The sequence below is a fragment of the Lentzea nigeriaca genome (assembly GCF_016907955.1).
In the GTDB taxonomy this organism is placed as follows: domain Bacteria; phylum Actinomycetota; class Actinomycetes; order Mycobacteriales; family Pseudonocardiaceae; genus Lentzea; species Lentzea nigeriaca.
Genome location: NZ_JAFBCX010000004.1, coordinates 75,958 through 101,347 on the forward strand (window position 1 = coordinate 75,958; position 25,390 = coordinate 101,347).

Here is a 25,390-nt window from a genome sequence, read left to right on the forward strand (position 1 = left end):
TCACAGACGGGAATATTCCACGCGATCGGGTGCTTTGCTTCCACCGTGAAGCTCGTCTACGTCTTCGACGCCTACTGCGGCTGGTCGCACGCCTTCTCCGGCACTCTGGCGGAGGTCATCGCCCGCCATCCCGACCTGCCGGTCGAGGTGGTCTCGGGTGGGCTGTTCACCGGGCAGCGGCGGGTGCCGATCCGCGAGTACGGGTTCATCAAGGCCGCCAACGTCCAGGTCACCGAGCAGACCGGGGCGCGGTTCGGCGAGGCGTTCAACGCGCTGCTCGACGAGGGAACGTTCGTCATGGACTCCGGCGATGCCGCGCGCGGGCTGATCGCGTTGCGCCAGGCCGCTCCGGAGAAGGCCGCCGAGCTGGCCATCGCGATGCAGAAGGCCTACTTCCACGACGGGTTGAGCCTGTCCGACGCGAAGACCTACCGGAAGATCGCCGACGACTTCGGGCTCGACTCCGACGCGGTCGTGGGCGCGTTCAAGGCCGCCGTGGCCGACGAGGACTTCCAGCTGGCGGCGCGACTCGGCGTGAGCAGCTACCCGACGCTGATCGCGGTCAAGGGGAACGACGCGTACGCGCTCGCACGCGGACACGCCTCGGTCGAGCAGGTCGAGTCCAGGCTGGCCACGTTGCTCTGAGTCAGCGGGACTGGTGGCGGTTCGTCCACGCGGCCACGGCCGGCAACACGTCGGTGATCCATTCGCGAGCAGCGGCGGTGAGCTCGTAGCGCGCGGCCCGACGGTGCACGAAACCGTTGTCCTGCAGGCGTTCCAGGGTGCATTGCACGTTCGGACCGAGTGCCGAGGCCAGTTCCTCGAGCACCTTGGCGCCGTCGGACAACGCGACGAGGACGTGCGGCAGCTGCTCGCTGCTCATCAGGTCCTGCAACGCGATCAGGTGGTGCAGCGCCGAGGCGTCGGTGTTGCGCTCGGCCGCGCACGCGCTCGGGTCGTGCACCTGGACGCGGGCCCTGCCCTTGCGCTTCGCCCGCTGCAACGCCGCGTCGGTGTCGCGGACGAGGTCGATCAACGTGTCGTCGCGTGCAGGGACGTGGGACGCGACGCCGATGGACGCGGTCTGGCCGGACAACGTCATGCCGTAGCCGTCGTTGGTGACGATCTCGGTCTGTAGCGAGCGGATTCCGCGCAGCATTCGTTCGGCCACAACGGTCGCCTCACCAGCCGTCGTGCGCGGCAGCAGCACGAGGAACTCGTCGCCGCCGTACCGGCACACGAGGTCCGACGAGCGCGTGTGTGCCTTCAGGACGTCGGCCACGTCGCTCAGCACGACGTCGCCGGCCGGGTGGCCGTAGTCGTCGTTGATCTTCTTGAAGCGGTCGAGGTCGATCATCAGCAGCGCGACCTGCTCCCACCGGCGCTGAGCGCGGCGGTACATCGCGGGCGCCTGGTCGTCCCAGCCCCAGCGGCCGAGCAGGCCCGTCAGCCGATCCGTCGCCCACGCGCCCACGGGTTGTGCGCACGTGCCACAGCGCGTGGGAGCGCTCTCGTCGTGCAGGCGCAGAGAACCGTGGTCCACAGGAAGCCCCATTCGCACAGTCGTCATGAGTCCCCCCAGACATCAGCTCTGACTGGCTCGAACTGCCGCTTTCAACTCAAGTGACGTCGTTCGGATCAAACGCGACACAACAGTTGAAGCGGCGGAGTGTGATCATAGGGCTACGCACTGGTGGATTCAACCCCTGTGATGCCATATGCTCTGCGGGTTCCACAACAGTGGAATGATCGCTGGCCAGGGGTCGCTCCAGCGGAGGTGTGGCGTGAGGCCGTTCGCCGAGATGCTCAACGAGCTGTGCAACAACCCGCCCAACGGCCAGGGCAAGGTGACCAACGTAGCGCTCGCCGCGGCGGTGAAGTCACGGGGTGGCGACATCGGGCACGGCTACATCTCGCAGCTCCGGCTCGGTGTGAAGGACAACCCGACCTGCCAGGCCATAGTCGACCTCGCCGGCGCGCTCGGCGTGCACCCCGCCGTGTTCCTCGGCGGCCGCCGCGAGCTGCACCCCGGTGAGCGGCCCGGCTGGCGCGCCACCGCGTTGAGCACCCTGTTCGAGGCCGTGCACCCACCGGACCGCGGACCGTGGTCGCCGGAGGAGGTCGCCGCCTCGATCAGCTCGTCCGGTCAGTTCGGCAGCATCTCCGCGAGCTACATCCGCGAGCTGCTGAGCAACACCAGCGACAACCCGCGCCTCAAGCACATCCTCGGCCTGGCCGACCACTTCGGCGCCGACCCCGCGTACTTCTTCGACGACGACCTCGCGGCTCGGGTCGACTCGGAGCTCACGGACTTCCTGGCACTGCGCGAACTCGGCGTCGTCGAGTTCGTCACCCGTCTGGCCGAACGTACGGGCGAACTGTCCCCGCAGGCCAGAGCCGCTGCGGTAGAAGGGTTCCGGCAGGCACTCGAAGTCGGGGAGGGCTGGTCGTTCCCACTGAACAGCCGCCGTACATCCGCGGACCACACTTGATGACGACACCGGCGTGAAGATCTCTGCCTGGACCGCTGCAGACGACATCGAGAGGAGGCGACGGGTGAACCGCAGGAAACTGCGCAAGCTGGTCGACGAGGTCGCCCGAGACCTCGACCTGCCGCCCGACGCCACGCACCGGGACGCGAGCCGCCGGGTCTGCGAGCTGATGAGCGAACGGCTCGGACGCTCGGTCGACGTCCGCTTCGCCGCGATCACGAACGCCGTCTGTCTGAGCGGCGCCACGGCGTTGCTCGAGAACGGCACGTATCTGGTGATCTGCGCGGACTCTCCGTCCTGGTACCACCGCCTGCACGTGCTGCTGCACGAGTTCGCGCACGTGCTGCTGGAACACCAGCCGGTGGCGCTCGGCCGCAGCGAGGGCATGCGCAAGCTCGCACCGCACCTGCTGCCGCGGATGGCGCAGATCATCGCCGGCCGCACGACGCTGACCGAGGACGAGGAGCGCGAGGCCGAGAACCTCGCCGACCACCTGCTGGAACGCCTGACGGAACACCGGGTGTGGGCCGACACGGCCGCCACCGAGGAGCCCCCGCACGTGCGCCGGGTGGCCGAGTCTCTCGAAGGAAGATCTCGCTGGGTGCGTCGTGGCGATCTTTAACCTGATCTACCTCTCGTGCGGCATCGTCGGTCTGCTCCTCCTCGCGTACAAGATCCGTGCGCTGTGGTCGAGCTGGGGCAGCCCGCGGGTCGTGGCGTTGATCTCCACCGTCTTCTTCTCGGCGTTCGCCGTGCTGTTCGCCGCGCCCGCGAACATCACGTGGATCAACTGGTCGAGCGGCGTGCCGAACTTCGCGGCACTGCTCGTCTACGGCCTCGTGGTCTGCTTCGCCGGTGCGTCGTTCTCCCTGGTGCTGTTCTGGCGCTACCCGGCTGCCCTTGCGTGGCAACGGGTCCGGCTGATCGTCGTCAGCTACACCTCGATCGTCGCGGCGATGATCGTGCTGTTCTTCAAGTCCGAGGTCGACGAGGAGCGCCAGGTCGACTTCGACACGTTCTACGCCACGCAGCCGACGGTGGCGCTGTTCCTGTTCATCTACCTCGTGGCGACCGGGGTCGGGTGCGGTGGCCAGGCGTACCACTGCTGGCAGGGTGCGCGGGACGAGGCCATCTCCGCCCGGCCGTGGCTCGCGCGGGGACTGCGCTGGTACTGCTTCGCCGGTCTCTTCCCGGTGGCGTTCGCGGTCATCAAGCTGTTCGTGCTGATGATGGACTGGGCCGGTGAGCGCAGCTTCGACATCCTGAGCCTCACCGCGCCGCTGATGGCGTCGCTCAGCATGATCCCGCTCGTGATCGCGATGGCGCTGCCGGTGTTCGGCCCGCGCCGCCCGTCGCCGTCGCTGTGGCTGCGCCGGTGGCGGACCTACTTCGCCCTGCGCCCGCTGCACCGCGCTCTGGTGCACGTCAACCCCGGCATCGTGCTGGTGGCGCCCGGCAAGTTCCTCAATCCGCACCACCGGGTGCGGCGGCAGATCATCGAGCTCAACGACTGGCGGTGGGCACTCACGCCGTACTTCGACCTGTCCGTGGGCGAGACCGCGACTTCCCTCGCACGCCAGGCGTCCCTGCCCAAGGACGAGGTCGCCGCCGTCGTGGAAGCGGCCCAGCTGCGGGCAGCGGGATCCGGCTGCCGCAGGACACCCGCGAAGCGCCGGCCCGCCTCGGAGATCGTCGACGGCACCGACCTCGCCGCCGAGCACGACAGGTGGGTGCGGATCTCGCGGGCGTTCCAGCACTCGCCGATCGTGGACGCGGCGGTCGCGACCCGTGTGGAAGCAGCAGGGGGAATGGATTAGATGGCACCCAGACACGCCGTTGTCCTGGGAGGCGGACTCGCGGGCATGCTCGCGGCGTCCGTTCTCGTCAGACACTTCGACGAGGTCACCGTCGTCGAGCGCGACAAGCTGCCGGACGGGCCCTCGCCGCGGTCCGGTGTGCCGCAGGCCCGGCACGCGCACCTGCTGATGTCCGGTGGCGCCCGTGCGATCGAGTCGTTGCTGCCAGGGACGTTGGACGCGTTGTTCGCCGCGGGCGCGCACCGGATCGGGGTGCCCAACGACCTGGTGTCGCTGAGCGCCCAGGGATGGGTGCCGAGGTTCCCCGAGATGCAGTTCATCGTCTCGTGCAGCCGCGGGCTGCTGGACTGGGTCGTGCGCAGCCAGGCGTTGCGGGACAACAAGATCTCGGTGCTGACGGGCACCGAACCCGTGTCGTTGCTGGGTGATCGGCACGCCGTCACCGGTGTGCTGGTGGAGGACCGGATCTCCCGCGAGCAGATCTCGCTGGAAGCCACCCTGGTGGTGGACTCGACCGGACGTGGTTCGCGGCTGCCCGCCTGGCTGACCTCGTTCGGCCTGCCTCCGGTGCACTCGGAGAGCGTCGACTCCGGACTTGCTTACGCCACCCGGATTTTCCGGGCTCCCCCGTCGGCCGCTTCGGGCTTCCCGATCGTCAACGTGCAGGCGAACCCACGTGATCCGCATCCCGGCTGCACGGCCACGTTGCTGCCCATCGAGGACGGCCGGTGGCTCGTGACGCTGTCCGGGACTCGGGGCGGAGAGCCGACGACTGACGCCTCGGAGTTCGTGTCATTCGCGCGGTCGGTGCGCAATCCCGTGGTGGGTGAGCTGATCGCGTCGGCCGAGCCGCTGTCGCCCGTGTACGGGTCGCACAGCACGGCCAACCGGCGGAACTTCTACGAACGCATGAAGTCCTGGCCCAGCGGGTTGCTGGCGCTGGGCGACTCCGTGGCCACCTACAACCCCGTTTACGGGCACGGGATGTCCATCGCGGCGCAGAGCGCCCAGGCCCTGGACGCCGGGCTGGCGGCCGGGTACGGGGCTCAGCGCATCCAGCGCGGCATCGGCAAGGTCGTCGACGGCGCCTGGGCCATGGCCACCAACCAGGACATCCTGTATCCGGGCGCCGTGGGGAAGCCGTTGCCGTTGGCAGGGCGGGTTCTCCAGCGTTATGTCGAACGGCTGGTGCGGACGGCCACCACCGAGGCGGCGGTGACGCGGGTGTTCCTGGACGCGTTCACGTTGTCCGGGCCCATGGCCAGGTTGCTCAGCCCCAGGATGATGTGGGCGACCATGCGCGGGCCCCGGCGAGAGGTGTCGCCGGAACCCACGCTGAGGCCCGACGAGCGGGAGCGGGTCACATCGCCGGAGTGAAGTCCGCGCTCTGCACGTACTCCATGGCCTTGATGAACGCCGGATCAGCCATCCTGGCGTTCATCTCCTCCGGGGTCGGGTCCGCGACGCGCTGGTGCAGCCACCACAGGTTGCCGAACGGGTCGACGAAACGGCTGACCCGGTCGCCCCAGAAGAGCTCGGTCGGGTCGGTCACGACCCTGCTGCCCAGCTCTTCCGCCTTCTTCAGCGTCGCCACGTCGTCGGCGACGTAGACGCGGAGGAAGACCGGGATCTTCGGCCAGTTCGGCACGTCGAACATCATCACCACCGAGTCGCCGATGCGGACCTCGGCGTGAGCGATCGCCGGGGCCTCGCCGACGCGGCCGAGGTCGGTCGCGTCGAACACCTCCATGACGAAGTCGATCAGCTCGGCCGTGCGGCCGTTCGTGATCATCCACGGGGTCACGGTGTGATAGCCCTCGGGCACGACGTTCATCAGTCCATCCCTTCGATGTTGTGCAGCACGACCGTACGACCCATCTAGGACAGGTTCAGCCCTACTTCTCGGCTAGGTTCGCCCGTATGAGTGATGCGGCCCGGTTGTTGCGTCTGCTGTCGCTGTTGCAGACACCGCGGGAGTGGCCCGGCAGCGAGCTGGCCGAGCGGCTGGAGGTGACGCCGAGGACCGTGCGGCGGGACATCGACAGGCTGCGCGACCTCGGGTACCCCGTCGAGGCCACGATGGGCGTGCTCGGCGGGTACCGGCTGGTCGCGGGCAAGGCGATGCCGCCGTTGCTGCTCGACGACGAGGAAGCCGTCGCCATCGCAGTCGGGCTGCGCACGGCCGCCAGGCAGCCCGTGGCGGGCATCGCCGACGCGTCGCTGCGGGCGCTGGCGAAGCTGCAGCAGGTGTTGCCACCCCGGCTCGCCCGGCGGGTGTCGTCGCTGACGGCGGCCACCACTGCGGCCGCGGCGTCGTTCGCGTCGCTGGTCGACCCGGCGCAGCTCACGGTGATCGCCGGAGCGGCGCACGCGCGGGAGCGGGTGCGGTTCGCGTACGTGTCCAACGACGGTGTGGTGTCGAAGAGGCACGTCGAACCTGTTCAGTTGGTCGCGCTCGGCCGGCGCTGGTACCTCCTCGCCTTCGACGTGGAACGGGACGACTGGCGGATCTTCCGGCTGGATCGCATCTCCGACGCGGTGGCCACCGGGGCCCGGTTCGCGGCACGGGTCGCGCCGGGCGGGGACGCGACGGAGTACGTGACGCAGAAGATGTACGAGTCGGCGCCCACCTATCGGGCGCACGCGACGTTGCAACTGCCCGTGGGGCTGGCACGGGCGCGGCTGGCGGACTTCGCAGGCGACCTGTCAGCCCTCGACGACGGCTCGTGCACCTGGCACAGCGTCGAGGACACGATCGACTACCTCGCGTTCCGCCTGGCCTTGCTGGGGTGTGACTTCACCGTCCACGGGCCGCCGGAGCTCGTGGACCACCTGCGCGTGCTGGGTGAGCGGATCACCCGCTCGGTGGACTCGCTCTGACGCCCAGGACCGGCTGACCGCCGCGCACCCCTTCGTAGGCCTTGTCCCACGGCCAGGTGCCGGACTCGTCGGCGTGGACGAGTTGCAGCGCCTCGATGCCTTCGCCGAACAGCCGGGCGGACACGAGGAGGTGCGCCCACGGACGGGCCACGCGGACCACCTCCAGCAGCGGGCCGTCGGCGAGGGCGAAGCGCCGGCCCGGCGAGGGAACGCAGCTGTGCGTGAGGTGTTCGGCCGTCTCGTCGAGCAGGCGGCCGGCCTGCAGGACGGGCATGCCCGTGACGACGAGCTCCGGCAGGCCGAGCAGGGTCAGGCCCACGGTGTAGGCCCAGGGCGGATGGGCGCGGTCGCGTTCCATCACCTGCACGGCCCAGCCGCGCGCGTCGATGCAGCGGCGCAGGGTGGCCAGGTGGTCGTCCATGCGGCTCGCGGGATGTTCGCAGTCCCAGCACATCAGGGGTCTCCTCGGAGTTGGAGTGAGCGGGCGAGGTCGTGTCTCGTCCAGTGTGCCGAGGAGCACCGACAAGATCGTTTGGGCAGTTCGTGCGGATCGACGAGGAACGGTTTGCATCCGCCCGTCGCTGTGCGCGGCCGTCCACAGAGGATGTTCGCTCTTCCGGGCCGTTCGTGTGTGTGGACGTCACGGCTTGACCACACGGCCCATGAGTCTGAACGGGTGAACCTGTGCTTTCGACTCAGCCTTTCCTGGCTTCAGCGCCTGTCACCGGTGAAGGTCGCCGGAGGGCGGTGAAGACGCAGACCGAGCGCTGAAGGGAAGGCCGTTGAGCACACCGGAGCCGGATCAGGGCTTCGCCGAGTTCTTCCGCACCTGCCTGCCAGTGGTGACGAGAACGCTGACGGCCTTGAACGGCGACACGCGCGTGGTCGAGGACATCGCGCAGGACGCGTTGGTGATCGCGCAGCACCGTTGGGCCGACGTCCACGCGTACGACAAACCCGAGGCGTGGGTGCTGAAGGTCGCGATCCGGCTGATGCGGCGATGGCAGCAGCGGCACCAGCACGAGACGCCATTGGGCTCGATGCCCGCTGTCGATGCCGTGGAGCACGTGCAGGAGGTGGAGGCGCTGCACTCGGCACTCCGGCAGCTCTCCCCCAGGCACCGTGAGGCCGTGGCGCTGCACCACCTCCTCGGCTACCCGGTCAGCGAGATCGCCGCCGTGCTCATGGTCGGCGAGTCAACTGTGCGGACGCACCTCACCCGCGGCCGGGCCGAACTGCGGCGGATTCTCGGAGGCTCCGATGCGGATTGACCAGTTGCTGGCCCAGCACGAGCACGACGAGGCCGTCGAACGCCTCTACCGCCTGGCCGAGGCCGCGGAACGGGCCGGAAACCTGCGCGAGGCCGCCGTGCGCTACCGCGTTGCCGCCGACCAGCGCCTCGGTGACGCGGCCGTGCGGCTGGCGCGGGTGCTGTTCGCACTCGGCGAGCGCGCCGAGGCGACGCGGTGGTGCCACGCGGCCGTGGCGGACGGGTTCGGCGAGGCCGAGGAGATGATCCAGGAGGATTCCGAGGCCCGCCAACGGTTCCTGGAGCACGCGGCCAGGGTCATGGTCGGCGCGCCGACCTTCGACTGGGTTCCCGCTTCGGGACCGGAACGTCGCATCGAGCTGTCTGAGGTGCAGGAACGCACACGGGCGTTGCGCGCGCTCGACCGGCGATACGGCGGGATTGCCTGCCACACCTTGGTGTTGGACCACCTCACCACCGTCGAACCGATGATCGCCGTCGGTGACGAGGAGATGTGGACGGCCGTCGCCGAGGTGCACGAGCTGGCGGGCTGGACCGCGTTCGACAGCGGGATGCCCGGCGTCGCACTGCCCCACTTCGCGCGGGCGCTGACGTTGGCGCGACAGGCCGAGAACGAGGCGCTGATCGCCTCGGTGCTGACCCGCGCGGGCCGGATGTTCCTGCACCACAACGCACCTGACGACGCGTTGAAGGCGTTCCAGCTCGGTTTCGTGGCCGCGCACAACTCGTGGGCCGACCGCAGAGACCTGAGCGATCCTCCACAGGCGATCGCGTCACTCACCACAAAGGTCGGCACGTACGGCGCCGACCGCGTCCGAGCCCGTGCGCTCACGCTGACCGCGTTGGCCCGCAACCACCTCGCGCTCGGCGACCTGACCACCGCCGCCGAGCTCACGGGAGAAGCGCTGACGGCCGCCACCAACCTGCGGTCGGCACGCGTCGACGACCACCTGCGCTGGCTGGACCAGGAAGCGCGGGACGCCGGCGCATCCGCGCTGGTGAAGCACATCGCGCGCCGTACCTGACGTTTTCCCGGATCCGGGCCGCCACACGTGTCCGGGCAAACGGGTAGGTTCTGCGGCATGGCCGAGCCTTTTTCGTGGGTGCCCGCTGGAATCAACACGGACGTGCCCAGCGCGGCACGCGTCTACGACTTCCTGCTGGGAGGTGGCCACAACTTCGCGTCGGACCGCATGGTCGGCGAGAAGGTGCTGCAGATCCTGCGCGACGGCCGCGCCATCGCCGCCTCGAACCGCTCGTTCATGCGCCGCGCCGTCCTGCTGATGATGGAGCAGGGCATCGACCAGTTCCTCGATCTCGGCTCCGGCATCCCGACGGTCGGCAACGTCCACGAGATCGTGCAGCAGCAGAACCCGGACGCGCACGTGGTCTACGTCGACTACGACGAGGTCGCGGTCTCCCACAGCCAGCTCCTCCTGGAGGGCGACGAGAACGCGGGCGTCGTCCAGGCCGACATGTGCCGGCCCCAGGACGTCCTCGCCCACCCGGTCGTGCAGGACCTGATCGACTTCTCCAGGCCGGTCGGCCTGCTCATGGTCGCGGTGCTGCACTTCGTCTCGGACGAGAAGGGCCCGGCCGAGGTCGTCGCCCGCTACCTCGACGCCATGCCGTCCGGCAGCCTGATCGCGCTCTCGCACCTCACGGCCGACTTCAAGCCGCAGGAGATGGGCGAGGTCGTCGAGGCGATGAAGCACAGCCGCGACCCGATGTACTTCCGTTCGCTGGCGGACTTCGAGCCCATGTTCGAGGGCATGGAGGTTCTCCGGCCGGGCGTCGTCCCTGCGCCGAAGTGGCACCCGGAACTCGGCCCGGCCGGAGAGGGTGGCCCGGAGGACGTCTACGTCGGGGTCGGCCGCAAGCCCTAGCGGAACCGCCAGGCCTGGGCCGCGGAACCGTTGCAGGTCCAGATGTTCAGGCGCGTGCCGGGAGTCGTCGACGCACCGGGATCGTCCAGGCACAGCCCCGACTGCGGGTTCTGCACCGAACCGTCGGACCGCACGCGCCACTGTTGCGCGCCGGTGCCGTTGCACTCCCACAGTTGGACGATGGTGCCGTTGGTGGTGCCACTGTTGTTGACGTCGAGGCACTTGCCGGAGATGGCGATGGTGCCGTCGGCGATGACGCGCCACTTCTGGGCGTAGGAGTTGTTGCACGTCCAGATCTGCACCGGGTTGCCGTTGGCGGTGCCGCCGGCGCTGTTGTCCAGGCAGAGACCGGGTGTTGCCTTGAGCTCCACGGAGCCCGCGCCGGACGGGCGGCGTTCGGCCGGGAGCGTCGGCGTGTTCAGGTGGTAGAAGTCGACGGCCAGGTAGTTCGGGGTCTTGCGGGCCGCGGGCTCGCAGAAGCGCTGTGCTCGGTTGACGGCTTTCGAGTTGTCGGTGGCGACGGTGCCCTCGATCGGGACGTCGCGGAAGTGGTTCATCACGAAGAGCGGCCGGAAGTTCGGTTCCTCGGCGGTGAGCGGCTTGCTCCAGCGGGAGTAGCAGGACCAGTCGGACGTGCCGGCGCCCGAGCCCATCGACCAGTAGTTCTCGACGGTCCAGTCGCGCTGGTAGAGGACGCCCGAGTTCTCGCGGCCGTCGGCGCTGTGGTCGGTGAAGATGAGCAGACGCTTGCCACTCGCCCTCATCTGCGACAACGTCGGCCAGCCGTTCTCGCGGACGCCCTCGGCGCGGAACAGCACGTCGTTCAGGCCGTTGACGCGGGCCAGTTCGGAGCGCAGCACGTCGGCCGAGACGTAGTCCTCCAGGAAGACCGTCACGATCTCGGCCGGGCGGGACTTCAGGAAGTCGACGATGCGCTGGAGGTCGACGTTGAGCGCCACGGGCTTGCTGACGAGGGTGCAGCTGTTGTGGCAGAGGATTGCGCCGTCCGAGGTCTGGTGGATGTCGAACATGAAGCCGCGGACGCCGTCGTTCAGCTGCTGCACGATGCCGTGCGACTGGTTCGGGGCGATGTTGCCGAAGGTGAAGCCACCGTCGACGCCGTTCGCGTAGGCGTTGTGGGCGGTCAGGAACGTCACCTCGTCCAGGCGCGGGTCGTTCTGCGGTTGCACCCGGACGGGGTTGACCGGGGTGAGGAACCACCTGTCGTCGCCCGTGCCGACGCGGACCTGGTCGGTGCCGGACGCGATCAGGTAGCGGTCGGCGCCGGGGTCCTTGAAGCGGTATCCGTCCTGGTCGTCCAGGATCGCGGTCCACTGGGCGTCCGGGCTGGAGCAGCTGACCATCTGGGCGGTGTCGCCGGATCGGCCGAGGCACTGGCCGCCCTCGGAGAGGGTGCTGCCGTTCCAGGTGAACTGCTGGTGGTCCTCGTTGCCCCTGGGGCGGTGCTGGACCACGGACGAGCCGGCGACGGCCGCGTTCTGGCCGGTCACGGCGCTTTGCAGGTAGTACGAGCCGTTGGGTGCCGCGGCAGCGTCGACGGGGACGAGCAGCAGCGACAACAGCGCGAGTGCAGGGATGATGCGCATGGGGTGAAGGCTCACGGATGGACGTGAACGTGAAAAGACTTCACACCGAAATCCGTCCGAACCGAGACATCTGTGGGCTGGGCCACAAAAACCGATGCAGCGGATGGCGGCAGCGGGGGGTTTCCCTAGCCGTGACCGACCATGGACAACGAAGGGGGCGGCGTGGGGTTCGACCAGTTCGTCGCTGAGCGGCTCGACCGGCTGCTGAGGTATGCCACGGCGATCGCCTGCGACAAACATCTGGCGCAGGACATCGTGCAGGACGTGCTCATGCGCGCGCAGAACAAGTGGGATCGCATCGGAGCGATGGATGCTCCCTATCTCTACGTGAAGCGCATGGTGACCAACGACTACCTGTCGTGGCGTCGCCGCAGGGCCGCGCGGGAGGTCGCCGTGGAACGCGGTGAGCTCGCCAAGCACGTGCCGTCGATGGCTGACCCTGCTGACGCGCACGCCGAACGGGAGGCCATGCGCGCACGGATCGCCGTGCTGCCGCGGAAGCAACGTGCGGCGTTGGTGCTGCGGTTCTACGAGGACTGCTCTGACGCGGAGATCGCTCAGGTGCTCGGCTGCGCGGAATCGACCGTGCGCAGCCAACTCTCTCGCGCACTGCAGACGTTGCGTGCCCACGAACTCGCCCGGTCCACCACCCTGGGGGTGCACTCATGAACGACCTGATCCGCTCGGCCATCGCCGCGGAGGCCGAGGAACGCGTCGACTCCCGGATCGTGCTGGCCGAACTGCACAAGGCCAAGAAGCGCCGCAAGCCGCTCGGCCTGATCATCGGCGTGGCCTCGTTGACGGCGGCCGCAGCCGCCGCGGCCGTCATCATCCCGACGGCGGTCAAGAAGACCGACGCCGCGCCGGCGACACTTCCTCCAGCCCAGGCGGAGAACGTCCTCCTCATCGGCACCGACGACGTCAACAACACCGATGCGCTCGTGTTCGCGCGCTTCGAACCCGACGGAACGGCCTCGGTCATCTCGCTGCCGCGGGACATCTACGTGGGGTCGAGCCGCGACAAGATCAACAGCCTGTACCTGGGGGGTCCGCGCAGGCTGACCGAGGAGATCCAGCACCTGACCGGTGCGAAGGTCGACCACTTCGCCGCGATCAAGATGTCCGAGTTCGGCAGGATCGCCACTGCCGTTGGCGGTGTCGAGGTGTGCCTGAACGCGGCAGTGAAGGAGCGATACAGCGGCGTCGACCTGCCCGCAGGCAGGCAGACGATCTCCGGCGACCAGGCGCTCGGGTTCCTGCGGCAGCGGATGGGCCTGCCCAACGGCGACCTGGATCGGACGAAGCGGCACCAGGCGTTCCTGTCCGGGCTCGCGGCGAAGATCACCAAGGACAACGCGGCGGCGCTCGCCCGCGCGGTCAGCGGGTCGATCCAGGTCGACGAGGGCTGGGACGTCCTGGCGTTCGCGGCGCGGTTCCAGGGGCCGGTGAAGATCAGGACCGCGACGTTGCCGGTCGGCGAGACGATCAAGCGAGACGGCGTGTTCGGGTTCGCACCGGATCCGGCCCAGGCGAAGCAGTTCGTCGAGGACCAGTTCGGCGGCAAGGGAACCGAACAGAACGGGTGTGTGAACTGACGTTCACACCAATGGAGCATCAAGTCGCCCGGACGCGGTGTCGATGACCAACATGTAGCCCGCCGGATGGCCGCTACGATCAATTCGTGCGCGAACCACTTGAGCGAGACTCCGAGATCGCGCACATTCGTGAAGCTCTCGACGCAGCGACCCGTGGTGAGGGTCGTGTCGTCGTCATCGAGGGCCGTGCGGGGATCGGGAAGACCAGGCTCGTGCACGAGTGCCGTGAGCTGGCCAAAGAACGCGGTTTCGGACGACTGCAGGCTGTCGGCGACGCCCTGGAGAGCGCCATGGCGTGGGGCGTCGTCCGGCAGCTGGTCGAACGGTCGGTGTCGCGGTACTCCGGCGAGACCCGCGAGAAGATCCTCGCCGGGCCGTCGGGGGCGGCGCTCAAGGCCCTGGACGACGCGGCGCTGGACCCGAGCGAGGCCGAGCTGGCCCGCACGTTGCACGCGCTGTGGTGGGTCGCGGTGGACCTCTCCTCCACCCGCCCGCTGCTGATCACGGTGGACGACGCGCACTGGGCCGACCTGTCGTCGCTGCAGTTCCTCGTCTACCTGTCCCGCCGGATCGCCGACCTGCCGATCGCGCTGGTGGTCGCGACCCGTCCACCTGCGGACAACTTCGGGCCGCTCGCGGCGCTCAGCGTGTCGGCGGAGCGGCTGCTTCCCCGGCCGCTCACCGAGGACGCCCTCGGTGAGCTGGTGGGCGGCCACCCCGAGGTGATCAAGGCCCTGCACGCGGCCGGCGGCGGCAACCCGTTCCTGTCGGGGGTGCTGGTCGACGAGCTCGCTGCCCTCGGGCTGCCGCTGGACGACGCGGAGACCGCCGCGAAGATCGGCGGGCTCGGGCCCAGCACGGTCTTCCGCGCCACGCTCGGCCGGTTGCCGGCGGACGCCGTGGCGCTCGCGGGTGCGATCGCGGTCCTCGGGTCGCACGCCGATCCGTGGCAAGCTGCGGCGCTCGCGAACGTCGACGACCTGCCCGCCGCGGTCGAGTCGCTCGTGGCGGCCAACGTGATCGTCACCGGGGAGCACCTGGAGTTCGTGCATCCCGTTGTGCGCGAGGCGGTGTTGAACGGCCTCGGGCCGATCGCGCGCGCATCACTGCACGCGCGCGCCGCGAAAACATTGCAGGAAGCCCACGCTCCGGCCGATCGGGTGGCGGCGCACCTCGTCCACGCTCCTAAAGGGACACTGCCCAACGCCGCCGACGTGTTGCGCAAGGCCGCGGCCACGTTGCTGTCCGCCGGTGATCCGCAGACCGCCGCCGCCCACCTGGCACGGGCGGTGGACGAACGTCCGGACGACGCCGCGCTGCGAGCGGAGCTGGGGCGGGCGTTGCTGCGCACCGGCGACGCGGTGAACGCGCACAGGCACCTGAAAGCGGCCGCGACCGGACTGCCGGACGCCGAACTCGTGGCGGCCGCAGCGTCCGCCACGGCCGCGATCGAGGGACCCGCCGCCGCGATCGAGGAGCTGACCGACGCCATCGCGGCACGCCCGGACGGCGAGTCACGGCTGCACCTCGAGGCCCGGCTGGCGGTGTTCCGCTCGTTCCTTCCTGATCAACGCCAGGTCGCGTCGGCCCACCTCAGCGGCTACTCGAACCTCGCGGGCGGCACACCGGACGAACGCACGCTGCTCGGCCTTCTCGCGCAGATGGGGCGCTACGAGGTGTGGCCACACGACGTGGTGGCGGCGACAGCGACCCGTGCGTTGGCCAACGGCGCGTACCTCGACGACGCGACGGGCAGCACGGACGCGATGGTGGCGTGGCTGGTGGCGCTGCTCGCGCTGATGGCCGCCGACGGCGTGGACGTCGCACGGCGGGAGATCGAGCGGGCCCGGCTGAAGGTCAGGGCACACGGCTCGCCGGTCGAGTTCGCGATGGTCACCAACGCGTCGCAGTTCCTGAACTGGCGCTGCGGCAACATGCAGGCGGTCGAGGCCGAGGCGGAGGGCGCGCTCGCGGCCATCGCCCAGGAAGACCCGGTGTCGCAGGTGATCGGGCTCAGGGCCACCTCGACGCACTTCGCTGCCTACGCCGCGCTGGAACGCGGTGACGTTGAAGCCGCACAGTCCCTGATGGACGCGTTCGACCTCGCCGACGCTCCCCCGATGATGCCGACGATCTGGCTGCACGAGGTGCGCGGCCTCATCGCGCTGGCCCGTGGCGACGCGGCCGGTGCCCTGGACGAGGCGTACCGGCAGCGCGACGCGATGGCGGCTGTGCAGGTGGATCCACCGACGATCCCGTGGCGCGGGGTGGCCGTGCGGGCGTTGCTGCAGCTCGGTGAGCCCGCCGCGGAACTGGCCTCCGAACAGCTGGGCGTGGCGCGGAAGTGGGGTGCGGCGACCGAGGTCGGCGCTGCCCTGCGGCTGCTCGCACACGCGGCGAGCGAGTCGCGGCTGGAGCTGCTGACCGAGTCGGTGTCCGTGCTGGAGGGTTCGCCGTCACGGCTGGAGCTCGCCCGATCGCTGGTCGACCTCGGCGAGGCGCTGCGCGTGGCACGACGGCGTTCGGACGCGCGGGAACAGCTGCACCGGGCGATCGATCTGGCTTCGGCGTGCGGCTCCGTCGTGCTGCGCACGCGGGCCGTCGAGGCGTTGGAGGCGCTCGGCGACCGGCCGCGCAGGCAGGTCGTCGTGGGTGCGGAGGCGCTGACGGCGTCCGAGCGCCGGGTGGCCGACCTGGCGGCGGCGGGCAGGGCGAACAGGGAGATCGCGCAGGAGCTGTTCGTGACGCCGAAGACCGTCGAGAACCACCTCGGCCGGATCTACACGAAGCTCGGAATCGCAGGTCGCAGGGACCTCGCCCGCGTTCTCGCCTGAGACGGAGTGCCGTGGGGCCTGGCACCTGATCCGCGATGAAGGGAACCTTCATCCACGAGGTGGATGAAGGTTCCCTTTGTCCATAACCTGATCGGCATGGCCAGCCGCGATCGCGAGCAGACCCGTCGCAGGTTGCTGGACGCCGCGTTCGTGGAGTTCGCGGCCTACGGAATCGCCGGCGCGCGGATGGAACGCATCGCCCGCATCGCCGGGTGTTCCGCGGGCCTCGCCTACACCTACTACGGCGGCAAGGAAGAGCTGTTCGACGCCGTGCAGTCCGAGGTGGTGGACGCGGCGTTCGTGGAGTTCGACGCCGCGGACCTGCCGGGGTACGCGGCCCGGTTGTACGACCGGCAGCACGAGCACCCGGAGTTCGCACGTCTCGCGACCTGGCGCCGGCTGGAGCGGCCAGGGCGGATCAGCCGGACAGCCGAGATCGAGGCGATCCGGGAGGCGCAGGCGGCGGGGCTGGTGTCCACGCGGTTCTCCGCCGAGCAAATGTTGGTGCTCGTGCTCGCCATCGCTTCGATGTGGTCGAACGCGCCCGCGGACAGTTCGGATCACGTGGTGCGGCGGCAGACCGTGGAGGAGGCGGTGCGGCGGCTGGTGGAGCCGTAGGTCAGTCGGTGTCGGTCATGCAGAGGACCGTGAGTTCGGCGTTCGCGAAGTCGGTCAGCACCAGGGTGTGGTCCCAGGCGATGTCGTGGAACCACGGAGTCCACGCCGCCGTGCTGATGTCCACCCGGAAGTCCGCGAACCGGTTCTGCGTCAACGCCTCGACGGCGGCTGTGGCAAGCGCCTTCGCCTCACCGGCCGAGCCCTTGTACCTCTCGTAGGCGCCACCCTGGACGATCAGACCGGCCAGCACGCCGTCCAGGCACAACGACCCCGCCCACTGCTGCTCGAACCCGAGAGCTTCGGTGAGCGGAGCCGGGATCTGCAGCTCGCTCAGTCCGTTCCGGACCGCCTGGTCGTCGAAGAAGACGCGGAAGAGGTTGTAGTCCTCCACCCGGTTGCGAGACATGAACCAGGCCACGGTGTCCGAGTACTCGACCGCCCGCCACCGGCCGATCAGGTACCCGCCGTTGACGTGTGTCGCGGTGACCTGCTCGAGGTACCGGTCCAGCGCGGAATCCGCCACCGCGACCTGAGACCAGGTGATGGTCTTCTGCGAGGCGATGAGCTCCACGAGGCCGGGGTGGCCGACGTCGGAGTTGATCGCGTTCCAGGGGCGTGGCATGGCGGGAGTCTGACAGCCGGAGCATCCCCGCGCATGTGGTTAACCTGGGTCTATGCGTGTTCTCGTGGTTGCCGCGCCGTTGCTCGGTCACGTCTTCCCGTTGATGCCGCTCGCCCTGGCGCTGCGCGACAACGGGCACGACGTCGTGGTCGCGACCGGCGGCGATGCGCTGCGGGTCGGCGACTCGGGGCTGCCCGTCGAGGACGTGGTTCCCGCGAACGTCCGCTTCGGACCGATCGCGTTGCGCATCATGGTCGCGCATCCGTTGGTGGCCAAGAGGGAGATGGAGGGCAGCGGCAGGCTGGAATTCGTGTCGCGGATGTTCGGCACGGTCGGCGACGCCATGACCGGGCCGTTGCGGGCGCTTGCCGCGCGGTGGAAGCCCGACGTCGTGCTGCACGAACCGCTGGCGGTCGCCGGGTCCGCGCTCGGCGTGCCCTCGATCGTGCACGACGTGTCGGTGTTCGACGGCCTTGAGCTCACCAGAGCGGTGGGTGCGCGGATGAAGGCCGAAGTGCGTTCTCCCGCAACGGTTCTGCGCACGTCGCCGCGGAGTCTCGCGGAGTTCCCCGGTGGGCAGCCGTTGCGGTTCGTCGCCTACAGCGGTGACGGCGAGGTGCCGCAGTGGCTCGCCGAACCCGCCGGCAGGCCGCGCATCCTGGTCAGCCGCAGCACGGCGCCCGGTCCTGGCGCGGGCAGGATGATGGCGGCCGTCGTGAAGGCCGCCGAGCACGTCGACGCCGAGTTCGTGCTGGTGCGGCCGGTACGCGCGGAAGGCTTGCCGGACAACGTGAAGACGGTCGGGTGGGTGCCGATCCCGCGGGTGCTGCCGTTCTGCGACGGCATCGTGCACCACGGCGGAGCCGGCACGTTGCTCGGTGCCCTCGCGGCCGGGGTGCCGCAGCTCGTCGAGCCAGGGCCTGGCGACCGGACCACGCACGCGAAGGCCATCACGAGACGCGGGGCCGGGCTCGCGACCGGCCCGAAAGCCGTCACGCCGGAGCTGCTGACGCGGCTGATCGAGGACTCCGGGCTGCAACGCGCCGCCGCCGAGGTGCGTGACGAAATCGCGGCGATGCCCGCACCTTCGGACATCGCCCGGCAGTGGGACGACCTCGCCCCGCGGAAGTAGCCAGTAGCGTGCCCAGCTATCTCTTGGGATGTGGCCGGCAGGCAGCCATGCTTCGATCATGAAGATCGCGCTCTCATGGCTGCCAACTGCACAGTTGGCAGCAGTTGAGTGATCAGCAAACGTTTGCGCCAGCATTTCTCTACCGCCAACTCGGCAGCGACGTGCATGAGAACGCGACCATCCGGGCTTTCGGAGACGAGCACCAGACCGCCCAGCCCCCTGCCCGACTCAACGCAGCACAACCAAGCCGCGACGCTCTACTAGTCGTGACCGCCGGCCTTTGCCCCGTCTTTCGACGGGCAGACGGGTGCATCGCGGCGCCGGCCAGGTGCCCTGCTGAGCGCCGAAAGTCGTGGTGAAGGTTGGCAGTCACGGCGCTAGTGTCGGGTAGGTGCGCATTCTCTTTTCGAGCTTGGGCTCACACGGCCACATGTACCCCTTGCTCCCGCTTGCGATCGCCGCCCGCAAGCAGGGACACGACATCCTCTACGCCGTCGACCAGGGATTTCACGACCTGGCGCGGAAGCTGGGTTTCACCGTGATCGACGCCGGCATCAGCATCGGAGAGGCCTTTCAGCAGGTCGACGGTCTGCACGGCACGCCGGAGCTCGACCGCGACTCGTTGCTGCGGATTGCCGGCCACGCCTTCGGTTCGGTGCTGCCGCGCAGGTTCGTCGAGGACCTGCGACCGCAGGTGGAACGGGACAAGCCCGACCTGGTCGTTTTCGAGATCCTCAACCCCGGCGCGGGCATCGTCGCCCTGGAAGCCGGAATTCCGGCCGTGTGCCACGGCCTCGGCAAGATCGACGGCACCCTGGTCCCCGATGTCATGCGCGACCACCTCCTCGAGTACGTCGCCGAGCTCGGCATCAGCCTGCCGGACGGGCAGCACTACGGACTCGGAACGCCCTATCTCGACATCTTCCCGCCGTCGTTGCAGGATCTCGCGTACTTGTCGGGCGTGCGGCGGATTCCGCTGCGACCGATCCCGTTCGCCGAACCCGGTGAGGTGCCCGGCTGGGTGGTCGAACACGCGAAGCCGCTGGTGTACGTGACTTTCGGTACCGCTTTCGCGAACGAGGACCTGCTGCGGACCGCCATCGCCGGACTGTCCGATGTGGACGCCGAGGTGCTGGTCGCCACCGGGCCGCTGGTCGAGCCGGCCGCGTTGCCCGACCTGCCGGGCAACGTGCACGTGCTGCCGTGGGTGCCCCAGGCGGAGCTGCTCGCGCACGCGGATCTCGTCGTGCACCACGGCGGCGCGGGCACGACGGCGGCCGCGATGTCGCACGGCGTGCCGCAGGTGGTGGTGCCGCAGGGGGCCGACCAGTTCCGCAACGCGGAGATCGTCGCGAACGCGGGGCTCGGCGCACAGCTCGTCGGTGAGCAGTTCACGAAGGAGGCGCTGCACGAGACAGCGCGCGGACTCCTGGGCGACACCGGCGTGCGCGACGCCGCCGCCGGCATCGCGGCGGAGATCGCCGCGATGCCGCATCCGGACGACGTCGTGCCGCAGCTCGTCGAACTGGCGAGCTGAACACGGGAAACCGGTGCCTACTCGCTGGGCACCGGTTTCAGCACGGACAACGCCTCGTTCACCGAGTCGTGCAGCGACAGGACCTCGGCGACTCCTGTCACCTGCAACGGTCTTTTCACCGCGCGATGCGGTGCCACCACGTGGAAGTCCTTGCAGTGCTCGTCCGCGAACTCATGGGCGGTGATCAACGTCGAGATGCCGGTCGAGCCGAAGAAGCTGACCTCCGTGAGATCCGCGACGACAGCGGGACCATCGGACTCGAAGCCGAGCCGCAACGCCTCCAGCACGACGTCCGCCGTGTCCACGTCGATCTCACCTTCGACGGTGACGACCACAACTCCGGTCACGTCTGAGGCACGCACGGTAAGCAGCGGCGATTCCCTGAACTGATCTTCGTTCACCAGCACTCCCCGGTGGCCGAAGCACATAGATACCGGTCCGAGCACTCTGCTGAACCCGGCTGAGACTTCGACGGTACGGCTGTTGCTTCCACACCACAACCTATTGCTGTCTGCAACCTACTGCACACCCAGTTTGCGGACAGCCGCGACCAACTCGGTGTTCCGCACGCCTTTGGCCAGGTAGACGGTCACGCCGGCGCGGCGCATCTCGTCCACCGCACCCGCGTCGTCGTAGGCGGAGAACGCCAGGATTCGCGTGCCGGGCGCGCGTTGCAGGATCTCGGTCGCCGCGCGCGAGCCACCGCCGTACGGCATCCGGACGTCCAGCACGACCACCGCCGGCGTGTGCCGTTCGGCGAGCTCGACGGCCTCGCGGGCGTCCGCGGCGACCGCCACCACCTCCATGTCCGGCTCGTCGTCGAGCACGTCGCGCAGAACGTCCCTGATGAGAGGATCGTCGTCGGCGATCAGGATCCTGACGATCACGGCCGCACGTCCGGGAGCCAGAACTCGACCGCCGTGCCGCCGCCGTCCCGCGCGCTCACGGTGCACCACCCACCCGCGGCTTCCGCGCGCTCCCGCATCTCGATCAACCCGAAGTGCCCACCGTTCGGGTCGAGGTCGGGAAACCCGACGCCGTCGTCCACCACCGTCACCAGGAAACCTCGGTCCATTGTGGACAAAGTGACCACGACCGACGAAGCCCTGGCGTGTTTGCGGACATTGGTGAGCGCCTCCTGGCAGATCCGGAAGATCGTGATGGCTGCGGCGTCGCCGGGCTCGCGTTCGAGCTCGTCGCGCACCTCTCCGATCATGGCGGTGTCGGCGAGGTAGCCGGCCAGCGAGTTCCGCAGCCCCTGCCGCTCGATGCCGGGCGGCCGGACCCGGAAGACCAGGTTGCGCAGCCTGCTGATGGCGGACCGCACCGCGCCGTCGAGCTGCTCGATGGTCTCGCGGTACTCGTCGGGGAGCTTGCGGGCGAGGTGCTGCAGCCGCATGTCGACCGCGACCATGGCCTGGATGGTGTCGTCGTGGACGTCCCACGCGATGCGCTGCCGTTCCTGCTCCTGCGCCTCGACGAGGTGGGCGAGCAGCCTGCGCCGGTCGGTGAGCTCCTGCTCGGCGCGCCGACGTTCGGTCATGTCGCGGGTGACCTTGCCGAACCCGCGTAGTTCGCCGGTGTCGTCGTAGAGCGCGGTGATGATCACGTTCGCCCAGAACCGGGTGCCGTCCTTGCGCATCCGCCAGCCCTCGTCCTCGAGCGTGCCCTCGGCCTTCGCGACCCGCAGCTCCCACTCCGGCTTGCCGGCCTGGACGTCCTCCGGCGGGTAGAACGTCGAGAAGTGCCGCCCGATGATCTCCTCGGCGGAGTACCCCTCGATGCGCTCGGCGCCCGCGTTCCAGCTCACGATGTGCCCGCCGGGGTCGAGCATGAAGATCCCGTAGTCGCGCACGCCCAGCACGAGCAGGCGGAAGAGGTCGCTCTCGCGCCAGTCGTCCGGGTGCACGGCCTCATCATGGGGCTCAGGCCGTCAGCTCACACCAGACGACTCTCTGACCAGCACGAACGGTTACCCCCCAGCTCTTGCCCAGCGTGGTGACGAGCTGCATGCCCCAGCCGCGCAGCCGCGGCAGCGCGGTGTCGATGATCTCGACCAGCAGCCGGTCCCTGCCACCGACGATGCGCACGAACGGACGGCCGCTGCCGTGGCGGACGGCGTCGGTCGCGAGTTCGTTGACCACGAGCACCACGTCTTCCAGGCAGCCGAGGTAGCCGCAGACGGCCGAGGCGCGGCGGGCGAAGTCGCGGGCGAGTGCCACGCCGCCGCGCCGGTCGAGCTCCGGCAGCGAGAACACGGCTTCGGTGAGCGAGCTCGTGGCCACAACTGCACACTGCCTCAACCGCGGTTCCGGGTGCAGACGCAAGCCAACCAGGCCGTCTGGTGCATTTGCATCAGTCGAGCAGGCCCTCGCGGCGGGCGATGGACACCGCCTCGAGCTGCGAGCGGGCGCCGAGCTTGTCGAGCACGCGCTGCACGTGGTTGCGCGCCGTGTTGCGGGCCACGCCGAGCCTGCTCGAGATCTGGTCGGTGCCGGCGCCGTCGGCGAGCAGCAGCAACGTCTCCTGCTCGCGTGCGGTGAGGGTGGCACCGGCGATCCCGACCCTGCCGGTCAGCCGGTCCAGCACGCCGGAGAGCAGCTTCGCGTCGAAGACCACCTCGCCGTCCGCGACCCTGCGGACAGCCTCGACCAGCTCGTCCAGCCGGGCCGACTTGAGGATCAGCCCGGCACCGCCTGCCTCGGCGACGCGGGCGGCGACCGACGCGGTGGCCTCCCCGGTCAGCACCAGCACCTTGGCACCTGTCCTGACGAGCTCAGGGATGAGCGCGGTGCCGTCGCCGTCGGGAAGCCTGCGGTCGAGGAGGACGATGTCGGGCCTGACACGACGGGTGTCCGCGAGCGCGGCCGCGACGGTGGTCGCGCGGGCGACCACCTCGATCCCGGCGCGTTCCAGCGCCAGCCCGATCGCCTCGGCGACCATGTCGTGGTCCTCCACGAGAACCACTCTGGTCATGTGGTTCAGCCTACGGCGTATCGGAAGTTCCGCGCGCTGCCGACGACGAACGATCGAACTTCGTCGAACACCGCGGCGTGCTGCTTCTCGGCGCCGAGTCGAGGCGAGATCAGCTTGAGGAGGTGGGTGGCGTTCGTGAGGGCGCCGCCGAGCGGGTGCAGGCCGAGGAAGATCGGCACTACCGCGTTGGCCGCCTTTTCGCGCACACGGTGCAGCGCGTCCAGCGGCAGGTCGTTCAGCAGAACGTTGTCGCCCTGGTAGGTGTGCGGCGGCAGTGGCTTGCCGGCGGCTTCCGCGAACGGCTTGAGGCCGAACTCCTCGACCAGCGTCGGCGCCACGCGGAGGTGGTCGACGTCGAACGGCTTCGTGCTCGCGTACGTCAGCCGGACGACGCTGCGGCCTGCGAGAGGTCCGGGGAAGGCGTCCGGGAACGCGATGGTGGTGAGCGTCGGCGTGACGTGGTCCGGCAGGTCCCACCGGTGGAAGGCCTCGAAGACCGCTTCCGCGTGGGTCACGTCGAAGTACATCTCGCCGGCGTGGACCTGGTCGATCGGCAGGAGCTCGAACTCCAGCGCGGTGACGACGTCGCCGACCTTCTCGGTGGAGCGGACGCGGTCGCTCGCGAAGCCGAACTCGCGGCCCAGCACGCTGTAGCCGCCGCCGAGGGTGTAGCCGACCACGCCGACGTCGCTCGCGTCACCACTGAGCGGGGCGAGGCCGTGCGGCGCCGCCTTCTCGACGACCTGCTGCCAGATCGCGCCCGCTTCCACCCGCGCGGTCCTGGTCTCCACATCGATTTCGACGGAGTTCATGCGCTTGGTGGAGATGAGGACGCCGGTGGTCGTGGTGGTGAGGCCGTGACCGGTGGTCTGGACGGCGTACTCCAGGCCGTGGGTTTCCGCGTACCGCACGGCTTCCTCGACCTCGCGGGCGTTCTCGACGGCGAAGATCACCTGGGGTTCGTGGCGGAGACCGGTCTGGAAGCCGCTGCGTTCGTCGTCGTAGCCGGTGTCGCCGGGGTGGAAAATCTGCATGTCTCCAGCATGGTTGGGCTGCGGTTATATGTCCAAGATCTAGTTGTGCTCGCTTCTATAATCATTGGTTATGGAGCTTCGGCAGCTGGAGTACTTCGTCGCGGTCGCGGAGGAGGCCTCGTTCACGCGGGCAGCGGAACGGGTGCACGTCGCGCAGCCGGGGGTGAGCGCGCAGGTCCGGCGGCTGGAGCGCGAGCTCGGGCACGACCTGCTCGACCGGTCCGGCCGCACGGTCACGCTGACCGACGTCGGAGCGGCGGTGCTGCCGTTGGCGCGGGCGGCACTGCTCTCGGTGGAGTCGGCTCGGCGGACCGTCGAGGAGATGGCCGGGCTGGTGCGCGGTGCCGTGCGCGTCGGGATGGTCGTGTCGTGCGGGATCATGGACCTGCCGGAGCTGTTGTCCGCGTTCCACTCCCGGCATCCCGACGTGGAGATCACTTTGGTGGAGGCCAACTCCGACGCGCTGATCGCGTCCCTTTTGGACGGTCGGCTGGACTTCGCACTCGTCGGGTACGCCGGTTCGGCGCCGGAGGGTCTGTCGGTGCGGGTGCTGGCGGATGAGCCGCTCGTCGCCGCGGTCTCGTCAGCGGATCCGTGGTACGGCAGGGAGTCCGTGTCGGTGGACGAGCTGTTGACGCGCGGGCTGATCTGTCTGCCACCTGGGACGGGGTTGCGCGGGGCGCTGGACGCGGCCTGCGGTGGACGGCAGCCGCGGATCGCGTTCGAGGCCTCTGCGCCACCGATGGTGATCACGCTGGCGCAACGCGGGCTCGGCCCGGCGATCCTCGCGTCGTCGATGGTGTCGGATCTGCACGCGGTACGCATCACCGATCCGGCGCCGCAGAGCCGGCTCGGGTTCGCGTGGCGTTCCTCCGGCCCGCACAGCCCGGCCGCGCGGGCGTTGATCCGGCTCGCGGAAAACCACGTGACAGCGGATCTCTAGGCCTGTCACGATCACCGCATGTTCCTGACGGCTGAGCACAACACGTTCGCAGGTGTTCCTGCGGGCGCGCTCGCCGTTGCCTCGGTACAGCTGGCCGGCGCCCGAATCTGACCCTTCTCCAGTCTGCTCCTTCTCAGACCGCTGGAG

General features: G+C 69.3%; 27 protein-coding genes. 16 read left to right on the plus strand and 11 right to left on the minus strand.

Annotation, left to right across the window (positions count from 1 at the left end; all coding sequences use genetic code 11):
• The first annotated feature begins 45 nt into the window (after window positions 1–45).
• Window positions 46–645 (plus strand): DsbA family protein, encoded by a 600-nt coding sequence (locus JOD27_RS14835; RefSeq protein WP_204762830.1) that lies wholly within the window; start codon window positions 46–48, stop codon window positions 643–645.
• A 1-nt stretch (window position 646) separates the two neighbouring features.
• Here JOD27_RS14835 and JOD27_RS14840 read toward each other — a convergent pair whose 3' ends face one another.
• A complete protein-coding gene (locus JOD27_RS14840) occupies window positions 647–1,570 on the minus strand; it encodes a GGDEF domain-containing protein (protein WP_204762831.1) in 924 nt (307 codons plus the stop codon).
• Between the two features lie 214 nt (window positions 1,571–1,784).
• Here JOD27_RS14840 and JOD27_RS14845 point away from each other — a divergent pair, with 214 nt between their 5' ends.
• The 4 genes from JOD27_RS14845 (at window position 1,785) to JOD27_RS14860 (ending at window position 5,686) form a co-directional block, all read left to right on the plus strand.
• Entirely contained in the window at window positions 1,785–2,492 is a 708-nt protein-coding gene (locus JOD27_RS14845; protein ID WP_204762832.1) for a hypothetical protein, read from the plus strand.
• Between the two features lie 64 nt (window positions 2,493–2,556).
• Entirely contained in the window at window positions 2,557–3,114 is a 558-nt protein-coding gene (locus JOD27_RS14850; protein ID WP_204762833.1) for a hypothetical protein, read from the plus strand.
• Entirely contained in the window at window positions 3,101–4,309 is a 1,209-nt protein-coding gene (locus tag JOD27_RS14855; protein ID WP_204762834.1) for an MAB_1171c family putative transporter, read from the plus strand. The genes JOD27_RS14850 and JOD27_RS14855 overlap by 14 nt, the downstream gene beginning before the upstream one ends.
• Entirely contained in the window at window positions 4,310–5,686 is a 1,377-nt protein-coding gene (locus JOD27_RS14860; protein ID WP_204762835.1) for an NAD(P)/FAD-dependent oxidoreductase, read from the plus strand. It abuts the gene before it with no gap.
• Here JOD27_RS14860 and JOD27_RS14865 read toward each other — a convergent pair.
• Window positions 5,670–6,143: a VOC family protein gene (locus JOD27_RS14865; protein ID WP_239567153.1), complete on the minus strand. Its 474-nt coding sequence runs from the start codon at window positions 6,141–6,143 to the stop codon at window positions 5,670–5,672. The two genes, JOD27_RS14860 and JOD27_RS14865, sit on opposite strands and share 17 nt — an antisense overlap.
• Before the next feature lie 86 nt (window positions 6,144–6,229).
• Between JOD27_RS14865 and JOD27_RS14870 the strand changes: the two genes are divergently transcribed.
• The gene (locus tag JOD27_RS14870) at window positions 6,230–7,189 is read left to right on the plus strand and encodes a helix-turn-helix transcriptional regulator (protein WP_204762836.1); all 960 of its coding nucleotides are present in this window, start codon (window positions 6,230–6,232) and stop codon (window positions 7,187–7,189) included.
• Here JOD27_RS14870 and JOD27_RS14875 read toward each other — a convergent pair.
• Complete coding sequence (locus tag JOD27_RS14875; RefSeq protein ID WP_204762837.1) at window positions 7,164–7,643, minus strand: DUF4262 domain-containing protein; 480 nt, start codon at window positions 7,641–7,643, stop codon at window positions 7,164–7,166. The two genes, JOD27_RS14870 and JOD27_RS14875, sit on opposite strands and share 26 nt — an antisense overlap.
• A gap of 328 nt (window positions 7,644–7,971) precedes the next feature.
• Between JOD27_RS14875 and JOD27_RS14880 the strand changes: the two genes are divergently transcribed.
• Genes JOD27_RS14880 through JOD27_RS14890 form a run of 3 tightly spaced genes read left to right on the plus strand, consistent with a single transcriptional unit; the run spans window position 7,972 to window position 10,345 of the window.
• Window positions 7,972–8,460: an RNA polymerase sigma factor gene (locus tag JOD27_RS14880; RefSeq protein ID WP_204762838.1), complete on the plus strand. Its 489-nt coding sequence runs from the start codon at window positions 7,972–7,974 to the stop codon at window positions 8,458–8,460.
• Window positions 8,450–9,484: a tetratricopeptide repeat protein gene (locus tag JOD27_RS14885; protein WP_204762839.1), complete on the plus strand. Its 1,035-nt coding sequence runs from the start codon at window positions 8,450–8,452 to the stop codon at window positions 9,482–9,484. The genes JOD27_RS14880 and JOD27_RS14885 overlap by 11 nt, the downstream gene beginning before the upstream one ends.
• Window positions 9,485–9,541: 57 nt before the next feature.
• Window positions 9,542–10,345 carry an SAM-dependent methyltransferase gene (locus JOD27_RS14890; protein ID WP_204762840.1) on the plus strand — a complete coding sequence of 268 codons (804 nt, stop codon included), beginning with the start codon at window positions 9,542–9,544 and terminating at the stop codon, window positions 10,343–10,345.
• On the opposite strand, the gene JOD27_RS44945 is transcribed toward JOD27_RS14890, so the two are convergent.
• Window positions 10,342–11,952 (minus strand): PI-PLC domain-containing protein, encoded by a 1,611-nt coding sequence (locus JOD27_RS44945; RefSeq protein ID WP_239567154.1) that lies wholly within the window; start codon window positions 11,950–11,952, stop codon window positions 10,342–10,344. The genes JOD27_RS14890 and JOD27_RS44945 overlap by 4 nt on opposite strands.
• A gap of 141 nt (window positions 11,953–12,093) precedes the next feature.
• Here JOD27_RS44945 and JOD27_RS14900 point away from each other — a divergent pair, with 141 nt between their 5' ends.
• The 4 genes from JOD27_RS14900 to JOD27_RS14915 all read left to right on the plus strand — a co-directional run bounded on the left by JOD27_RS14900 (window position 12,094) and on the right by JOD27_RS14915 (window position 16,999).
• Window positions 12,094–12,621, plus strand: coding sequence for a SigE family RNA polymerase sigma factor (locus JOD27_RS14900; protein ID WP_204762841.1), 528 nt, complete (start codon window positions 12,094–12,096; stop codon window positions 12,619–12,621).
• On the plus strand, window positions 12,618–13,547 hold the full coding sequence (locus JOD27_RS14905; RefSeq protein WP_204762842.1) for an LCP family protein: 930 nt from the start codon (window positions 12,618–12,620) through the stop codon (window positions 13,545–13,547). Before JOD27_RS14900 ends, JOD27_RS14905 begins: the two co-directional genes overlap by 4 nt.
• Before the next feature lie 86 nt (window positions 13,548–13,633).
• Window positions 13,634–16,381, plus strand: a complete 2,748-nt coding sequence (locus JOD27_RS46635) for a helix-turn-helix transcriptional regulator (RefSeq protein WP_204762843.1) — start codon at window positions 13,634–13,636, stop codon at window positions 16,379–16,381.
• Between the two features lie 96 nt (window positions 16,382–16,477).
• On the plus strand, window positions 16,478–16,999 hold the full coding sequence (locus tag JOD27_RS14915) for a TetR/AcrR family transcriptional regulator (RefSeq protein WP_204762844.1): 522 nt from the start codon (window positions 16,478–16,480) through the stop codon (window positions 16,997–16,999).
• A 1-nt stretch (window position 17,000) separates the two neighbouring features.
• Here the strand turns inward: JOD27_RS14915 and JOD27_RS14920 are convergent, their stop codons facing one another.
• Window positions 17,001–17,621: a hypothetical protein gene (locus JOD27_RS14920; protein ID WP_204762845.1), complete on the minus strand. Its 621-nt coding sequence runs from the start codon at window positions 17,619–17,621 to the stop codon at window positions 17,001–17,003.
• A gap of 52 nt (window positions 17,622–17,673) precedes the next feature.
• Between JOD27_RS14920 and JOD27_RS14925 the strand changes: the two genes are divergently transcribed.
• Both JOD27_RS14925 and JOD27_RS14930 read left to right on the plus strand, forming a co-directional pair.
• Window positions 17,674–18,753 (plus strand): glycosyltransferase, encoded by a 1,080-nt coding sequence (locus JOD27_RS14925; RefSeq protein ID WP_204762846.1) that lies wholly within the window; start codon window positions 17,674–17,676, stop codon window positions 18,751–18,753.
• 430 nt (window positions 18,754–19,183) lie between these two features.
• Window positions 19,184–20,290: a glycosyltransferase gene (locus JOD27_RS14930; RefSeq protein WP_239567155.1), complete on the plus strand. Its 1,107-nt coding sequence runs from the start codon at window positions 19,184–19,186 to the stop codon at window positions 20,288–20,290.
• Between the two features lie 17 nt (window positions 20,291–20,307).
• On the opposite strand, the gene JOD27_RS14935 is transcribed toward JOD27_RS14930, so the two are convergent.
• From JOD27_RS14935 to JOD27_RS14960, 6 genes are all read right to left on the minus strand, one after another.
• Window positions 20,308–20,718 (minus strand): STAS domain-containing protein, encoded by a 411-nt coding sequence (locus tag JOD27_RS14935; RefSeq protein ID WP_239567156.1) that lies wholly within the window; start codon window positions 20,716–20,718, stop codon window positions 20,308–20,310.
• Between the two features lie 90 nt (window positions 20,719–20,808).
• A complete protein-coding gene (locus tag JOD27_RS14940) occupies window positions 20,809–21,177 on the minus strand; it encodes a response regulator (RefSeq protein WP_307830134.1) in 369 nt (122 codons plus the stop codon).
• Entirely contained in the window at window positions 21,174–22,199 is a 1,026-nt protein-coding gene (locus tag JOD27_RS14945; RefSeq protein ID WP_307830135.1) for a PAS domain-containing sensor histidine kinase, read from the minus strand. Before JOD27_RS14945 ends, JOD27_RS14940 begins: the two co-directional genes overlap by 4 nt.
• 16 nt (window positions 22,200–22,215) lie before the next feature.
• Window positions 22,216–22,575 (minus strand): ATP-binding protein, encoded by a 360-nt coding sequence (locus JOD27_RS14950; RefSeq protein WP_204762849.1) that lies wholly within the window; start codon window positions 22,573–22,575, stop codon window positions 22,216–22,218.
• A gap of 70 nt (window positions 22,576–22,645) precedes the next feature.
• Entirely contained in the window at window positions 22,646–23,266 is a 621-nt protein-coding gene (locus JOD27_RS14955) for a response regulator transcription factor (RefSeq protein ID WP_204762850.1), read from the minus strand.
• Window positions 23,267–23,271: 5 nt separating this feature from the next.
• Complete coding sequence (locus JOD27_RS14960) at window positions 23,272–24,300, minus strand: FAD-binding oxidoreductase (RefSeq protein WP_204762851.1); 1,029 nt, start codon at window positions 24,298–24,300, stop codon at window positions 23,272–23,274.
• A 70-nt stretch (window positions 24,301–24,370) separates the two neighbouring features.
• Between JOD27_RS14960 and JOD27_RS14965 the strand changes: the two genes are divergently transcribed.
• The gene (locus JOD27_RS14965) at window positions 24,371–25,243 is read left to right on the plus strand and encodes a LysR family transcriptional regulator (protein ID WP_204762852.1); all 873 of its coding nucleotides are present in this window, start codon (window positions 24,371–24,373) and stop codon (window positions 25,241–25,243) included.
• The last annotated feature ends 147 nt before the right edge of the window (window positions 25,244–25,390 follow it).

Excerpts from the sequence above, each read along its gene's own strand:
- JOD27_RS14840 (WP_204762831.1), bottom strand. The coding sequence starts at position 1,570 with ATGACGACTGTGCGAATGGGGCTTCCTGTGGACCACGGTTCTCTGCGC.
- JOD27_RS14860 (WP_204762835.1), top strand. The coding sequence starts at position 4,310 with ATGGCACCCAGACACGCCGTTGTCCTGGGAGGCGGACTCGCGGGCATG.
- JOD27_RS14865 (WP_239567153.1), bottom strand. The coding sequence starts at position 6,143 with ATGAACGTCGTGCCCGAGGGCTATCACACCGTGACCCCGTGGATGATC.
- JOD27_RS14870 (WP_204762836.1), top strand. The coding sequence starts at position 6,230 with ATGAGTGATGCGGCCCGGTTGTTGCGTCTGCTGTCGCTGTTGCAGACA.
- JOD27_RS14875 (WP_204762837.1), bottom strand. The coding sequence starts at position 7,643 with ATGTGCTGGGACTGCGAACATCCCGCGAGCCGCATGGACGACCACCTG.
- JOD27_RS14885 (WP_204762839.1), top strand. The coding sequence starts at position 8,450 with ATGCGGATTGACCAGTTGCTGGCCCAGCACGAGCACGACGAGGCCGTC.
- JOD27_RS14890 (WP_204762840.1), top strand. The coding sequence starts at position 9,542 with ATGGCCGAGCCTTTTTCGTGGGTGCCCGCTGGAATCAACACGGACGTG.
- JOD27_RS44945 (WP_239567154.1), bottom strand. The coding sequence starts at position 11,952 with ATGCGCATCATCCCTGCACTCGCGCTGTTGTCGCTGCTGCTCGTCCCC.
- JOD27_RS14900 (WP_204762841.1), top strand. The coding sequence starts at position 12,094 with ATGGACAACGAAGGGGGCGGCGTGGGGTTCGACCAGTTCGTCGCTGAG.
- JOD27_RS14905 (WP_204762842.1), top strand. The coding sequence starts at position 12,618 with ATGAACGACCTGATCCGCTCGGCCATCGCCGCGGAGGCCGAGGAACGC.
- JOD27_RS14915 (WP_204762844.1), top strand. The coding sequence starts at position 16,478 with ATGGCCAGCCGCGATCGCGAGCAGACCCGTCGCAGGTTGCTGGACGCC.
- JOD27_RS14920 (WP_204762845.1), bottom strand. The coding sequence starts at position 17,621 with ATGCCACGCCCCTGGAACGCGATCAACTCCGACGTCGGCCACCCCGGC.
- JOD27_RS14925 (WP_204762846.1), top strand. The coding sequence starts at position 17,674 with ATGCGTGTTCTCGTGGTTGCCGCGCCGTTGCTCGGTCACGTCTTCCCG.
- JOD27_RS14930 (WP_239567155.1), top strand. The coding sequence starts at position 19,184 with ATGTACCCCTTGCTCCCGCTTGCGATCGCCGCCCGCAAGCAGGGACAC.
- JOD27_RS14935 (WP_239567156.1), bottom strand. The coding sequence starts at position 20,718 with ATGTGCTTCGGCCACCGGGGAGTGCTGGTGAACGAAGATCAGTTCAGG.
- JOD27_RS14955 (WP_204762850.1), bottom strand. The coding sequence starts at position 23,266 with ATGACCAGAGTGGTTCTCGTGGAGGACCACGACATGGTCGCCGAGGCG.
- JOD27_RS14960 (WP_204762851.1), bottom strand. The coding sequence starts at position 24,300 with ATGCAGATTTTCCACCCCGGCGACACCGGCTACGACGACGAACGCAGC.
- JOD27_RS14965 (WP_204762852.1), top strand. The coding sequence starts at position 24,371 with ATGGAGCTTCGGCAGCTGGAGTACTTCGTCGCGGTCGCGGAGGAGGCC.